Origin of the sequence: Pseudomonas sp. KSR10, from assembly GCF_022355455.1 — a bacterium.
Classification (GTDB): Bacteria; Pseudomonadota; Gammaproteobacteria; order Pseudomonadales; family Pseudomonadaceae; genus Stutzerimonas; species Stutzerimonas stutzeri_E.
Genome location: NZ_JAKOEN010000011.1, coordinates 299,566 through 313,878, shown reverse-complemented (window position 1 = coordinate 313,878; position 14,313 = coordinate 299,566). Strand labels below are relative to the sequence as shown.

Below are 14,313 nucleotides of genomic sequence, written 5' to 3'. Positions count from 1 at the left end.
TCCGCTACTTACGGATTAATTATGTTTGTCCGCATTAAATAACAGCCTTGACAGAAGCGCAAATGGCTCCCCAGCAAAAAAACCGCTTATAATGTGAACGGTTTTTCTTTTCAGCACTGTCTGCGGCTTACACCTCATTTCCCACCCTGGATTCAATAAACCCCGATGCGTTTTCTGAAGTTTTTCCTATGGTCGTGCTTGGCTGTTTTCTGTGGACTTTTACTCAGTCTCAGTGGCGCGTTTCTTTACCTCAGCCCCAACCTGCCATCGGTCGACTCGCTACGCAGCATACAGCTCCAGATTCCGCTGCGCGTCTACAGCGATGACGACAAGCTGATCGCCGAGTATGGCGAAATGCGTCGTTCCCCCATCGGCTTCGACGAGATACCCAAGGATTTCATCGCCGCATTACTGGCGGCCGAAGACGACAACTTCGCGAATCATTATGGCGTCGATGTTTCCAGTCTGATGCGCGCTGCCACGCAATTATTGAAAACCGGCCATATTCAGACCGGCGGCAGCACCATCACTATGCAGGTGGCGAAGAATTACTTCCTCACCAGCGAGCGAAGCTTTTCGCGGAAGATCAACGAGATCCTTTTAGCCCTTCAGATCGAAAGGGAAATGCGCAAGGATGAGATCCTTGAGCTGTACGTCAATAAAATTTATCTGGGCAACCGAGCTTACGGTATCGAAGCGGCATCGCAGGTCTACTACGGCAAACCCATCGGCGAGCTGAGCCTCGCGCAGATGGCCATGATCGCAGGCTTACCGAAAGCACCGTCTGCATTCAACCCACTGGCCAACCCAGAGCGCGCCAAGGAGCGGCGTGACTGGATTCTTGGACGAATGTACCGGCTCGGAAAAATAGACGAGACCCGCTATCAGCAAGCGCTGACAGAGGTTGTCGATGCGTCCTATCACGGGTCATCGCCGGAACTTGACGCACCTTATATAGCGGAGATGGCACGTGCCGAAATGGTCGGTCGTTTCGGTAGTGCTGCTTACACCGATGGATTCCGCGTTTACACCACCGCCACCAGTGAGCGTCAGCTCGCTGCCAACCAGGCGCTTATCCAGGGATTGATCGAGTACGACCAGCGTCACGGCTATCGCGGCCCGGAAGCTCGGCTGACCGGCACCGACCGGGAGAGCTGGCTGAAGGAATTGGGCAACTATCGCAGCCAGGCCGGCGTGCTCCCTGCTGCCGTAAGTGCCGTCTCCAAAGATGGGATCAAGGTCCTCCTTCGTGACGGCAGCGAGCGCAGCATCAGCTGGGAAAGCATGAAATGGGCTCGCCCGTTCATTAATACCAACAGCCTGGGGCCCCAACCCAAGTCACCATCGGAAATCGTCAAGCCAGGAGATGTCATCCGCGTTCAGATCCGGGATGACGAAGTGCTGTTCAGCCAGATACCCCAGGCTCAAGGCGCACTGGTATCCCTTGATCCGCTTGACGGCTCCATCGAAGCGTTGACCGGTGGTTTTTCCTTTGGGCAAAGCAACTACAACCGCGCTATCCAGGCCAAGCGTCAGCCCGGCTCAAGCTTCAAACCTTTTATCTATAGCGCCGCATTGGATGCCGGATTCACCCCTGCGACTCTGGTCAACGACTCCCCTATCGTCTTCGTCGAGGAAGGCCTGGACCGCGTTTGGCGCCCCAAGAATGACAACAATACCTTTCTAGGCCCGATCCGGCTGCGCGAGGCGCTTTACAAATCACGCAATCTAGTCTCGATTCGCCTGCTGCAGACGCTTGGCCTTCCGTACACCCTCGACTACATCAAACGCTTTGGATTCAAATCCGAAGACCTGCCTGCCAACCTGTCGCTGGCGCTTGGTACGGCAACCCTGACGCCAATGGAAATCGCTACCGGTTGGACAGCATTCGCGAACGGGGGCTACAAGATCGAACCCTATCTGATCGAGCGCATCGAGGATCGAGACGGAAAAATCATCTTCGAGGCGAACCCGGTGCGCGTACCGGAGCAAGGCGACACAGCAGCGAAGGATGAAGCGGCCACCGCCTACGCACAGCTCGACACGCCACTGACGAGCGACTCGCAGCCAGCCAGGCCGACGCCCGCGTATGCGGAGCAGATCATCGACGAGCGCACCGCCTACATCATGACCAGCATGCTGCAGGACGTCATCAAGCGCGGCACAGGCAGACGGGCTTTGGCGATGGGGCGCGGGGATCTTGCAGGAAAGACCGGCACGACCAACGAGTCCAAGGACAGTTGGTTCTCCGGCTACAACGCTGACATCGTGACCACGGTCTGGACAGGCTTCGATCAGCCCCAAACGCTCGGTCGGCGGGAATATGGCGGAACGGTAGCGCTGCCGATTTGGATGAAGTACATGAGCGCCGTGCTGGACGGCGCCCCCGAGCATGCGCCCGCCGAACCGGAAGGCATTTTGACATTGCGAATCGATCCCAAAAGCGGCCGAGCGGCAGCCCCAGGCACACCTGACGCTTACTTTGAGATCTTTCGAAGCGAAGACTCACCGCCTGACATGAATGACGAGATGATTCCAGGCTCAATGTTGCCCGACAGCCCGCTACCAGCATCCGAAGCCGCACCGATCGATCTGTTCTAGATCTTCTGCATCCCCCGACGCCCGCTCCTGATAGCAGCGAACTCGGGGGATCACAGGCCGCAAGCGCGCTCCAGTGCGCCAAGCTTCTTACCATAGCCCGAAATAGAAAACCCCAGCCGGGGCTGGGGTTTTTCCGAGTGCCGCGCACCCGCCGAAGCGGGGCTATGGCCGAGCTAATCAGCCATTGAACACGTCGTGAACCGACTTGAGCGGGTAATTCGACGGATACGGCAGTGTCGCCACGCCGCTTTCGATCGCTGCTTTGGCCACCGCGTCGGAAACGAGGGTGATCAGGCGAGGATCCATCGGTTTCGGAATGATGTATTCACGTCCGAACTGAAGCTGCTCAACGCCATAAGCAGCAGCCACCTCAGCCGGAACCGGCAGCTTGGCCAGCTCACGCAGAGCCACCGCAGCAGCGATTTTCATCTCCTCATTGATGCGCGTCGCACGAACATCCAGCGCCCCACGGAAAATGAACGGGAAGCCCAACACGTTGTTGACCTGGTTCGGATAATCCGAGCGGCCAGTAGCCATGATCACATCGGGACGGGTCGCGTGAGCGAGCTCTGGGTTGATCTCCGGATCGGGGTTCGAGCAGGCGAACACTACCGGGTTCGCTGCCATCAGCTTGAGGCCTTCGGCGCTCAACAGATTGGGGCCGGACAGGCCTACAAAGACGTCAGCGCCATCGAGGGCATCATCCAGCGTGCGCTTGTCTGTCTCATGGGCAAACACCGCCTTGTACTGATTCAGATCGTCACGACCAGCATGGACTACACCCTTGCGATCAATCATGAAAATGTTCTCGACCTTCGCCCCCATACTGACAAGCAGCTTCATGCAAGAGGTCGCCGCAGCGCCGGCGCCGAGGCAGACGATCTTGGCCTGCTCCAGCGTCTTGCCAGCGATTTCCAATGCATTGAGCATGCCCGCCGCAGTAACGATAGCGGTGCCGTGCTGGTCGTCATGGAATACCGGAATGTCGCATTGCTCGATCAGCGCCCGCTCGATCTCGAAGCATTCAGGCGCCTTGATATCTTCCAGGTTGATGCCACCGAAGGTAATGGAAATGCGCTTGACCGTATCGATGAAAGCCTGAGGGCTTTCCGCATCGACTTCGATATCGAACACGTCGACACCAGCGAATCGCTTGAACAGAACGCCCTTGCCTTCCATAACCGGCTTGGATGCCAGCGGCCCCAGATTGCCCAGACCAAGAATCGCGGTGCCGTCGGAGATCACCGCGACCAGATTGCCTTTACCGGTGTATCGGTAAGCCAGCTCCGGATCACGGGCGATTTCTCGAACCGGTTCCGCCACGCCAGGGCTGTAGGCCAGTGACAGATCACGAGCGGTGGAAGTGGGCTTGGTCAGCTCGACACTCAGCTTTCCCGGACGAGGCTGGGAATGATAGTCGAGAGCGGCAGTTTTCAGGTCAGTCATGAGGCATTCCGCTTATTTTACTGGGACAGACAGGGGGCCGAGCATACGCCAAGACCGAGCGCCGTCACAAGCCAACGGGAAAGGTGACTGTCAAGACCTGGCCCTACGACTTTCAGTTAAGCCGAGCCAAAAATTTTCCCGCCCCGCCAGCTAACGACGAGTTACGGCAGCGGAACAAGCATGGACGGGTGGCTTGCTCTCAGTAGCCAGCGAGCCTGACGCGACAAATCCGCACGCCCCTTGCGATCGATCACCCAACCCCTTGCTTCGACCTGCTTGCCTGGCAGGTCTTTCAGCGAATCGGCGAATGACGCAACGGCTTCACGGGGAACCTGAATCACCAGAGGGCCATCCAGCTCCAACCAGACGCCACCACGATTGGTCTCCAGTCGATCGACCCGCGCCCTGACCAGTGCAAAACCACCGCGGCGCAGGCGCTCAGCCGAGGCGATCGGGGGCTGATGCCAGACACCTTTGCCGGCAAGCCGAGCCTGCTGCTCCACGGCGAGATGACATTCAGCCAGCAGCGTGTTCGGTGCGATGGCGACAAAAAAGCCCAGCCCTTCGGCAAGCAGAACAGCTTCGAGATTTTCACCGTGCGAGTCGAAGGCATGGGCCAGCAGTCGGCCGTAATGATCACTGGCCTCCTGACCGAGCCGCAGCCCCACGCGTCCGCCGCTGGCGTTTACAAGTGCTTGCAGCCGACGCTTGGCCGCCTCCGCGAACGGTTCGGCACTGCGCCCCTTGCGGCCGACTTCAGGGGCATTCACGCCGATGAGGCGTACGCGACGCCCATCGACCAGGCGCAGAGTATCTCCGTCGATGACTGTTGCGACCTTCGCTGACGGCAGCGGGCCGCTAACAGGACAAAGCGCCTGCGCCTGCAGACTGAAGAAGACGGAAACGAAAAAGGCGCCCACCAGGGACGCCTTTTTAAGGTGCTCGGAAAACCTCATGGGATTCCCGTCGCGGCGACAGCTTACTTCGCGCCGAACACACCGAAACGCTGCTTGAAGCGGTCGATACGGCCGCCGGTGTCCAGCACTTTCTGCTTGCCGGTGTAGAACGGATGGCACTCAGAGCACACGTCGATGTTCAGGTTCTTGGCCAGCGTGGAGCGAGTCTTGATGACGTTGCCGCAGCTGCAAGTGGCTTCGATTTCAACGTAGTTAGGATGGATATCGGCTTTCATGGAAAAATCCTCTAGGACTTGTGCCGCCACCCGACCCTATGTCGAGTACCGCACGGAAGGGCGCGAATGATACCAGAGACCGTTAGTGATGCAAGGGCAGCTGATCGATCGGCGACAGCCCCCGATCACAGGCATCTGGCTATCGAACCGACTCTTGAACGCATGCCGGTCTGTTGCAGCGCTGGATCGTTTAACATCGGCGTTCGCCTCCAAGGACTTTCGTGTGCCCCAACCCATACTTCGCCTCGCGCTACCCTCCCCGTTGCGCAGACTCTTCGATTACCTCCCCCCAACCGGCATTCCATACGCATCGCTGCAGCCGGGTATGCGGTTGCGGGTGCCCTTCGGGCGACGCGAGATCGTTGGAGTTCTGGTGGAAGTGGCCAACCACAGCGAGATCCCCGAGGCGAAGCTCAAACCGGCCCTGGAGCTGCTGGATGCGCGCCCTCCGCTACCGTCGCCGCTGTTCAAGCTGTGCCTGTGGACCGCCCAGTATTACCAGCACAGCCTCGGCGACACGCTCAGTTGGGCGCTTCCGGTCCTACTACGCCAGGGCGAGCCTGCCGAGGCCAGGCAGGAGCGCTTCTGGCATGTTGTCAATGGAGCACGACCGGAGGATCCACGCCTTAGCCGGGCGCCACGTCAACGCGAGGCACTGAAGACCATCGGCCAACATCCGCACGGCGTGGCGCATTCATTGTTGACCCAACTGCAATTGAGCAAGGACAGTCTCGATCTGCTGCTACAGAAGGGCCTTTTGCGCGTCGAGACACGCCGCAGTCATCGGACTCAGCGGCACCAGGGTAGCTGGCTACTGCAGCCGGAGCTTCCGCTGAACCAGCAACAACGCGCAGCCTTCGAAGCCATCCGTGCCGGCCTCGATGGCTTCCAGCCGTTCCTGCTGGCCGGCGTCACGGGCAGCGGCAAGACCGAGGTCTATCTTCAGCTAATCCATCAGGTGCTCGAAGCCGGCAAGCAGGCGCTGGTACTGATTCCTGAAATCAACCTCGGCCCGCAAACCCTGGCGCGCTTCGAAAAACGCTTCAATGCGCGTATCGCCCTGCTGCACTCCAATGTCAACGACCGCGAACGCCTGGACGCCTGGCTGGCGGCACGCGATGGCGAGGCGGACATCATCATTGGCACCCGTTCGGCGCTGTTCACCCCAATGAAGAACCCAGGGCTGATCATTCTCGATGAGGAGCACGACGCCTCCTATAAGCAGCAAGAAGGCCTGCGCTATCACGCTCGCGACTTGGCTGTGGTCAGGGCCCGCCAAGAGAACCTCCCGATCCTGCTGGGATCGGCAACGCCGTCATTGGAAAGCCTGCACAATGCGCACATCGGTCGCTACGCGCTGCTGAAGCTGACCCAGCGTGCCGGTGGTGCCCAAGCGCCCCGGTTCCTGCGCCTCGACGTGAAAAGCCGCCCGCTGGATTCAGGCATCTCCGGCCCGCTGCAACAAGCCATGGCACAGACACTCGCCGCCGGGCAGCAGGTGCTGGTGTTCCTGAACCGCCGCGGCTTCGCCCCTTCGCTGCTGTGCCATGATTGCGGCTGGCTCAGTCAATGCCCGCGCTGCGACGCCCGAATGACTCTGCATCAACGCCACAATGAGCTGCGCTGTCACCACTGCGGGCATTCCGAGCGTCCACCCCGCAATTGTCCGGAGTGCAACAAACTCGACCTGCGTCCTGTAGGTGCTGGCACCGAGCGCGCGGAAGAACGTCTGAGCATTCTCTTTCCGGACTATCCGGTGCTGCGCATCGACCGCGACAGCACGTCACGCAAGGGATCCATGGAGCAATTGCTGGCTACCATCAACCGTGGCGAACCCTGCCTGCTGGTGGGCACCCAGATGCTCGCCAAGGGACATCATTTCCCTCGGGTCACCCTGGTCGCGATCCTCGATGCGGACGGCGGCCTATTCTCTGCAGACTTTCGCGCCAGCGAGCGAATGGCCCAATTGATCGTACAGGTGGCGGGGCGCGCAGGCCGTGCCGAAGAGCCTGGCAAGGTCATCATCCAGACCCATCTGGCCGACCATCCGCTGCTGGTTCAATTGACCGAGCAAGGCTATTTCGCCTTCGCCGACCAGGCATTGAGCGAGCGCCGCGCCGCGGGCCTGCCACCGTTCAGCCATCTTGCTTTACTACGCGCCGAAGCGGCAAAGCCCGGCCAGGCTGAAGACTTCCTCGACCAGGCCTGCAGCCAAGCCGAACACCTGACGACGCAACTCGGCTTAAGCGGGGTTGAATTGCTCGGCCCGGTGCCCGCACCGATGGAGCGACGCGCCGGGCGCTTCCGCGCCCAGCTGCTGCTCCAGGCCAATGCCCGAGCCCCGCTGCACAAGCTGATGAGTGCATGGCTGCCCCTGGTGGAAGCGCTCCCGGGCAGCCGTACGGTACGTTGGTCGCTGGATGTCGATCCGATTGACCTGTTCTGACGCTGGATGAATCCGGCCTTAACCGGCAACCAAGCACCTTAAGCCTTGAAGGTTCGCCCCTCGGACGTCGATAATGCCCAGTTTTCGACCAAAGCCTTCGGGCCGACCGAGCTCACGATGAAAGACAGCATCCGCCACCTGATCCAGCAAGCCCTGACCCGTCTCACCGCTGAAGGCGTGCTGCCCGAAGGGTTGAGCCCGACCATTCAGGTGGAGAACACCCGCGACAAGGCTCACGGCGATTTCGCCAGCAACATTGCCATGATGCTCGCCAAGCCTGCCGGGATGAAGCCTCGTGACCTCGCACAGAAACTCATCGAGGCGCTGCCGGCCGATCCCGGCGTCAGCAAGGTGGAAATCGCCGGCCCAGGCTTTCTCAACTTCTTCCAGAACAGCGCCGCGCTGGCCCAGCGCCTTGACACTGCGCTTGCCGACCCGCACCTGGGCGTCAGCAAGGCAAGCCCACCCCAGCGGGTCGTGGTCGACCTTTCCTCGCCGAATCTCGCCAAGGAAATGCACGTAGGCCACCTGCGCTCCACCATCATTGGTGATGCCGTGGCGCGGGTGCTTGAGTACCTTGGCGACGAGGTGATCCGGCAGAATCACGTCGGCGACTGGGGCACTCAGTTCGGCATGCTGCTCGCCTATCTGGAGGAGAACCCCGCCGCGGCCGAAAGCGAGCTGTCCGACCTCGAGCAGTTCTATCGCGCGGCCAAGCGGCGCTTCGACGAATCCACCGACTTCGCCGATCGGGCCCGTGAATTGGTGGTGAAACTGCAAGCAGGCGATGCCGACTGCCTGCGCCTGTGGACCCGCTTCAACGAGATATCCCTGTCGCACTGCCAGAAGGTCTACGACCGCCTCAACGTCAAGCTGACACCAGCCGACGTCAAGGGCGAGAGCGCCTACAACGCCGAGCTAGGCGACATCGTCGAGTCGCTCAAGGCCAAAGGCCTGCTGAGCGAAAGCAACGGTGCCCAGTGCGTCTTTCTCGATGAGTTCAAGAATGCCGAAGGCAACCCCTTACCGGTGATCGTCCAGAAGGCTGGTGGCGGCTACCTGTACGCCACCACCGACCTGGCGTCCATGCGTTACCGCAGCCAGCAACTCAACGCCGATCGCGCCCTGTATTTTGTCGATCAGCGTCAAGCGCTGCATTTCCAGATGGCCTTCGAGGTCGCGCGCCGCGCCGGCTTCGTGCATGAGGGAATGCAACTCGAACATATGGGCTTTGGCACCATGAACGGTGCCGATGGCCGCCCGTTCAAGACTCGCGATGGCGGCACGGTGAAGCTGGTCGATCTACTCGACGAGGCCGAGCAGCGCGCCTACAGCCTGGTCAAGGGTAAGAATCCGGACCTGAGCGAAGCCGAACTGCGGCAGATCGCTCGCGCTGTAGGCATCGGCGCCGTTAAATACGCGGACCTCTCCAAGCACCGCACCAGCGACTACAGTTTCAACTTCGAGCAGATGCTCAGTTTTGAAGGCAACACCGCGCCCTACCTGCTTTATGCCTACACTCGCGTGGCCAGCGTATTTCGCAGACTGGGCACCGGTATGGACGGGCTTGTAGGCGAGATACGGCTGGAAGCCGAACAGGAACAAGAGCTGGGCGCAAAACTCGCTCAGTTCACCGAGGTGCTGAACGGCGTCGGCGAAAAGGGCGTCCCGCATTTACTGTGCAGCTACCTGTACGAGCTGGCCGGGCTTTTCTCCAGCTTCTACGAGCACTGTCCAATACTCACCGCCGAAAGCGAAACCGTGAAACAGAGCCGCCTGCGTCTAGCTGCCCTGACCGGCAAGACCCTCAAGCAGGGTCTGGAGTTGCTTGGCCTGGAAACGCTGGAGCGGATGTAAGTGGCAGCCAGGAAGAAACCTGCACCGAAGCGTGGCGCGAGCCGCTACCAAGCGCCCGCTAAGAAACCCGTGCCCGGATGGATCTGGCTGGTTTGCGGCTTGGTCATCGGCGGCTTCATCATGTTTCTGATGAACCTCGAACCCGGCGGGGACGAGATCAAGCGTGCCAAGGACACGCCCAAGCCCAAGGAGCAGCCGAAGCGCCATCCGCCGACTACAGGCCAACCGGTGAAGCCGAAATACGACTTCTATACGCTGCTGCCCGAATCCGAAGTGATCCTGCCGCCTGAAGCACCGAAACCGGAGCCTCCGAAACCGGTCACCGCAGAAGAGGCAGCCAAAATCGATGCGGCGCGTGCCGAAGCCGCTTTGAATGGCCAGGTACCGCCACCTCCGCCGATGGTGGCCAAAGCACCGGTTACCCAGTTTTTCCTGCAGGCAGGCTCGTTCCGCAAGCAAGCCGAAGCAGAAAGAGTCAGGGCTCAAATCATCCTGCTGGGTCAGGATGTGCGGGTCGAGAACGTCACCGTCCGCGACGAGGATTGGTATCGGGTGTTGGTCGGCCCCTACGCCAACCGGGAGCAGCTTGGCCAGGCTCAGAAGACGCTTTCGTCAAGCGGCTATAACAACCTGTTGCTGCAGCAGCGGCAGACTCGCTGAGCCGATGCCCCTACCGCAGCGCGCCATAAACGCCTGCGGTGCTCCAACCCCGGGCTCAGGCCTTACCCTACGAAGTTGCTGCCCGCTATCGCTCGCGCGGCGCGTAGGCGAACACGTCTGCGCGCATCTGAGTCGCATCCATTCCCGCCTCGACCAACGCATCCAGCGTGCCATAGATCATCGCTGGCGAACCGCTGGCATAGACATGAACCGGCTTGAGGTCAGCGAAGTCCTCGCAGACCGCTTCATGCAACATGCCGCAACGTCCCTGCCAGCCGCAGACGTCACTGACGACCTGATGGAGCGAAAGGTTCGGCATGTGCTGCCACTCATCCCAATGCGGTAGCTGATAGAAGTCCTCCGGACGCCTTACGCCCCAATACAGGTGCACGGGATGAGCGAAGCCTTCGGCTCGACAGTGCTCAATTAGACTGTGCATTTGCGCCATGCCGGTTCCCGCCGCGATCAGTACCAGCGGACCATCCGGCAGCTCGGCCAGATGGGTGTCGCCGAACGGCATCTGCACTTTGACCATGCCATTGCGTCTGATGAAATCAAGCAGCCCGATCGCGGACGGCTCGCGCGCCAGCACATGCAGCTCTAGCTCACGCCCCCGCCCAGGCGCGGACGCCAGGGAAAAGGCGCTGAACTCGCCATCTTCGCGCTCTAGTAGCAGATATTGGCCAGCGTGATAGCGCGGTGGTTTGCCGGCGGGCGCGCGGAGCCGCAGCCGGAACACGTCGCCACCCACCGCTTCGCAGCTGATCAACTGACAACTGAGGGTCCGCACCGGCAGTTCGCCCGGGGCCAGCACACCATCCCACAGCAAAACACAATCTTCCTCGGGCTCAGCCAGACAGGCGAAGACCTCCCCATGGTCGCGACTTTCGCCACGCTGGCGCACTCGACCGTTTACCAGCAAGGCGGCGCAGATCAGACAATTGCCGTTGCGACAGGCCTGCGGACAGTCGAAGCCTAGGCGCCGAGCCGCATCGAGAATCAGCTCGCCAGGTTGAACTTCAAGCACCGCGCCGGAGGGTTGCAGCGTAACTTTCATTTATTCAAAAACCTGAAATAACGACGGCCAGTCATCAGTCGATACCCAGCCCGGCCCAGAGTTCGTCGATACGCCGCTTGACCGCCTCGTCCTGAACGATGGCACGCCCCCATTCGCGACTGGTCTCGCCCGGCCATTTGTGCGTGGCATCGAGGCCCATTTTGCTGCCCAGACCGGAAACCGGGGAGGCGAAATCGAGGTAGTCGATCGGGGTGTTTTCGATCAGCACCGTATCGCGCTTGGGATCCATACGCGTGGTGATCGCCCAGATGACGTCGTTCCAATCCCGTGCGTTGATGTCGTCATCGGTGACGATGACGAACTTGGTGTACATGAATTGCCGCAGGAAGCTCCATACGCCCAACATCACGCGCTTGGCGTGGCCGGGGTACTGCTTCTTCATGGTAACCACCGCCATACGGTAGGAGCAGCCTTCCGGTGGCAGGTAGAAATCGGTGATCTCCGGAAACTGCTTCTGCAGAATCGGCACGAAGACCTCATTGAGCGCCACGCCGAGGATTGCCGGCTCATCCGGCGGACGACCGGTGTAAGTGCTGTGATAAATGGCGTCGCGGCGCTTGGTGATGCGCTCGACAGTGAATACCGGAAAGCGATCGACTTCGTTGTAGTAGCCGGTATGGTCGCCGTAGGGGCCCTCGTCCGCCATTTCGCCGGGCTGGATATAACCCTCGAGCACGATCTCGGCACCAGCCGGCACCTGCAGATCGTTGCCGCGGCACTTGACCAGTTCGGTGCGGCTTCCGCGCAACAGACCGGCAAAGGCATACTCTGACAGCGAATCGGGTACCGGCGTGACCGCGCCGAGGATGGTGGCCGGATCGGCGCCAAGCGCCACCGCGACCGGATAGGATCTGTCCGGGTATTTCTCGCACCACTCACGGAAATCCAGCGCGCCGCCTCGATGACTAAGCCAACGCATGATCACCTTATTGCGGCCGATCACCTGCTGACGGTAAATACCCAGGTTCTGACGCTCTTTGTTCGGCCCCTTTGTGACAGTCAGTCCCCAGGTGATCAACGGTCCAGCATCACCCGGCCAGCAAGTCTGTATCGGCAGCGCTGACAGATCGACGTCGTCACCCTCGACGATGACCTCCTGACAGGGCGCGTCCTTGAGCACCTTTGGCGCCATGCTGATAACTTTCTTGTAGATCGGCAGCTTGCTCCAAGCGTCCTTGAGCCCCTTCGGTGGCTCTGGCTCCTTGAGGAAGGCCAGCAGCTTACCGATCTCGCGCAACTCCGACACCTCCTCGGCGCCCATCCCCAGCGCGACACGTTTGGGCGTACCGAACAGGTTGCCGAGCACGGGCATGTCGAAGCCGGTTGGATTCTCGAAGAGCAACGCCGGTCCCTGCTTGCGCAGGGTGCGATCGCATATTTCGGTCATTTCCAGAACGGGAGAAACAGCGGTCGAAACGCGCTTGAGCTCACCGCGCTGTTCCAAACCACTGATAAATTCGCGCAAATCGCGGTACTGCATGCTTGAGCCTCGCATGGGCCGGCAAGTGTCGAGGGCGCAGAGTTTAGCCTTGGCGCCGCCGATTCCGAAACCTGCAGACAGCCAAAGGCCGGGTTTCCCCGGCCTCGACGGTACAACCAGTCGCTTACTTGCGCTTCATCGACATGAAGAATTCTTCGTTGGTCTTGGTGTCCTTGAGCTTGTCCAGCAGGAACTCGATGGCGGCACTTTCATCCATCGGGTGTAGCAGCTTGCGCAGAATCCAGATGCGCTGAAGCTCTTCCTCACTGGTCAGCAACTCTTCGCGACGGGTGCCCGAGCGATTGATGTTGATGGCCGGGAACACACGTTTCTCAGCGATGCGGCGATCCAGTTGCAGCTCCAGGTTACCGGTACCCTTGAACTCCTCGTAGATTACCTCGTCCATTTTCGAACCGGTTTCGACCAGCGCGGTGGCGAGAATGGTCAAGCTACCCCCCTCCTCGATGTTGCGCGCCGCACCGAAGAACCGCTTGGGCTTCTCCAGCGCATGGGCATCGACACCACCGGTCAGCACCTTGCCGGAACTTGGGATCACAGTGTTGTAGGCACGGGCCAGACGGGTGATGGAGTCCAGCAGGATGACCACGTCTTTCTTGTGCTCGACCAAGCGCTTGGCCTTTTCGATCACCATTTCAGCCACCTGCACATGACGGGTCGGCGGCTCATCGAAGGTGGAAGCGACCACCTCACCGCGCACGGTGCGCTGCATCTCGGTCACCTCTTCCGGGCGTTCATCGATCAGCAGAACGATCAGATGGCACTCGGGGTTATTGCGGGTGATATTGCTGGCGATGTTTTGCAACATGATGGTCTTGCCCGCCTTCGGCGGTGCGACGATCAGACCACGTTGCCCCTTGCCGATCGGCGCGCAAAGGTCAATCACCCGGCCGGTCAGGTCTTCGGTGGAACCGTTGCCGGCCTCCATCGTCAGCCGCTTGTTGGCGAATAGCGGTGTCAGGTTCTCGAACAGGATCTTGTTCTTGGCATTTTCCGGCCGATCGAAGTTGATCGTGTCGACTTTGAGCAGCGCGAAATAGCGCTCGCCTTCTTTCGGCGGGCGGATCTTGCCGACGATGGTGTCACCGGTACGCAAGTTGAAGCGGCGAATCTGGCTTGGCGAGACGTAAATGTCGTCAGGCCCGGCGAGATAGGAAGAATCCGCGGAGCGCAGGAAGCCGAAGCCGTCCTGGAGAATCTCCAGCACGCCATCACCGGAGATTTCCTCACCGCTTTTGGCGTGCTTTTTCAGCAGCGAGAAAATCACGTCCTGCTTGCGCGAACGGGCCATGTTGTCGATGCCCATCTGTTCGGCCATTTCCAGCAGTTCGGTGATGGGCTTTTGCTTAAGTTCGGTCAGATTCATAGAAAGAGTCAGGAAGGATGAAGAAAGCGATTAGCTTGAGAAGCCGCGCAGCAAGAGACGAACGGAGTTCGTTGTGCTTTATGAGGCGGAAGTGCGTCGGCGACGGCATGCAGAGGGCGACGGGAGAAGCGTCGCGAGTCCGAATTTAGCACTGCGCAGACGAAGCGTC

The 14,313-nt window shown here is 60.2% G+C and carries 10 protein-coding genes; 4 read left to right on the top strand and 6 right to left on the bottom strand.

The window, feature by feature from the left end; all coding sequences use genetic code 11:
• The first annotated feature begins 165 nt into the window (after window positions 1–165).
• Window positions 166–2,601, top strand: coding sequence for a penicillin-binding protein 1A (locus MCB86_RS05300; RefSeq protein WP_239610203.1), 2,436 nt, complete (start codon window positions 166–168; stop codon window positions 2,599–2,601).
• Window positions 2,602–2,778: 177 nt separating this feature from the next.
• Here the strand turns inward: MCB86_RS05300 and MCB86_RS05295 are convergent, their stop codons facing one another.
• The 3 genes from MCB86_RS05295 to rpmE all read right to left on the bottom strand — a co-directional run bounded on the left by MCB86_RS05295 (window position 2,779) and on the right by rpmE (window position 5,239).
• Entirely contained in the window at window positions 2,779–4,047 is a 1,269-nt protein-coding gene (locus MCB86_RS05295) for a malic enzyme-like NAD(P)-binding protein (protein ID WP_045160487.1), read from the bottom strand.
• Between the two features lie 161 nt (window positions 4,048–4,208).
• On the bottom strand, window positions 4,209–5,003 hold the full coding sequence (locus tag MCB86_RS05290; protein WP_239610201.1) for a thermonuclease family protein: 795 nt from the start codon (window positions 5,001–5,003) through the stop codon (window positions 4,209–4,211).
• Window positions 5,004–5,026: 23 nt separating this feature from the next.
• Window positions 5,027–5,239, bottom strand: coding sequence for a 50S ribosomal protein L31 (gene rpmE, locus MCB86_RS05285; RefSeq protein WP_045160485.1), 213 nt, complete (start codon window positions 5,237–5,239; stop codon window positions 5,027–5,029).
• A 223-nt stretch (window positions 5,240–5,462) separates the two neighbouring features.
• Between rpmE and MCB86_RS05280 the strand changes: the two genes are divergently transcribed.
• The 3 genes from MCB86_RS05280 to MCB86_RS05270 all read left to right on the top strand — a co-directional run bounded on the left by MCB86_RS05280 (window position 5,463) and on the right by MCB86_RS05270 (window position 10,202).
• Window positions 5,463–7,685: a primosomal protein N' gene (locus MCB86_RS05280; RefSeq protein WP_239610199.1), complete on the top strand. Its 2,223-nt coding sequence runs from the start codon at window positions 5,463–5,465 to the stop codon at window positions 7,683–7,685.
• A gap of 117 nt (window positions 7,686–7,802) precedes the next feature.
• Entirely contained in the window at window positions 7,803–9,542 is a 1,740-nt protein-coding gene (argS, locus tag MCB86_RS05275; RefSeq protein WP_045160484.1) for an arginine--tRNA ligase, read from the top strand.
• The gene (locus MCB86_RS05270; RefSeq protein WP_045160483.1) at window positions 9,543–10,202 is read left to right on the top strand and encodes an SPOR domain-containing protein; all 660 of its coding nucleotides are present in this window, start codon (window positions 9,543–9,545) and stop codon (window positions 10,200–10,202) included.
• A gap of 85 nt (window positions 10,203–10,287) precedes the next feature.
• On the opposite strand, the gene MCB86_RS05265 is transcribed toward MCB86_RS05270, so the two are convergent.
• From MCB86_RS05265 to rho, 3 genes are all read right to left on the bottom strand, one after another.
• Window positions 10,288–11,259, bottom strand: a complete 972-nt coding sequence (locus MCB86_RS05265) for a CDP-6-deoxy-delta-3,4-glucoseen reductase (RefSeq protein WP_239610197.1) — start codon at window positions 11,257–11,259, stop codon at window positions 10,288–10,290.
• Between the two features lie 34 nt (window positions 11,260–11,293).
• Window positions 11,294–12,760 carry a 4-hydroxy-3-polyprenylbenzoate decarboxylase gene (ubiD, locus tag MCB86_RS05260; RefSeq protein ID WP_239610195.1) on the bottom strand — a complete coding sequence of 489 codons (1,467 nt, stop codon included), beginning with the start codon at window positions 12,758–12,760 and terminating at the stop codon, window positions 11,294–11,296.
• Window positions 12,761–12,884: 124 nt separating this feature from the next.
• A complete protein-coding gene (rho, locus tag MCB86_RS05255) occupies window positions 12,885–14,144 on the bottom strand; it encodes a transcription termination factor Rho (RefSeq protein WP_019341285.1) in 1,260 nt (419 codons plus the stop codon).
• Window positions 14,145–14,313 lie beyond the last annotated feature (169 nt).

Excerpts from the sequence above, each read along its gene's own strand:
- MCB86_RS05300 (WP_239610203.1), top strand. The coding sequence starts at position 166 with ATGCGTTTTCTGAAGTTTTTCCTATGGTCGTGCTTGGCTGTTTTCTGT.
- rpmE (WP_045160485.1), bottom strand. The coding sequence starts at position 5,239 with ATGAAAGCCGATATCCATCCTAACTACGTTGAAATCGAAGCCACTTGC.
- MCB86_RS05295 (WP_045160487.1), bottom strand. The coding sequence starts at position 4,047 with ATGACTGACCTGAAAACTGCCGCTCTCGACTATCATTCCCAGCCTCGT.
- MCB86_RS05265 (WP_239610197.1), bottom strand. The coding sequence starts at position 11,259 with ATGAAAGTTACGCTGCAACCCTCCGGCGCGGTGCTTGAAGTTCAACCT.
- MCB86_RS05290 (WP_239610201.1), bottom strand. The coding sequence starts at position 5,003 with ATGAGGTTTTCCGAGCACCTTAAAAAGGCGTCCCTGGTGGGCGCCTTT.
- rho (WP_019341285.1), bottom strand. The coding sequence starts at position 14,144 with ATGAATCTGACCGAACTTAAGCAAAAGCCCATCACCGAACTGCTGGAA.
- ubiD (WP_239610195.1), bottom strand. The coding sequence starts at position 12,760 with ATGCAGTACCGCGATTTGCGCGAATTTATCAGTGGTTTGGAACAGCGC.
- argS (WP_045160484.1), top strand. The coding sequence starts at position 7,803 with ATGAAAGACAGCATCCGCCACCTGATCCAGCAAGCCCTGACCCGTCTC.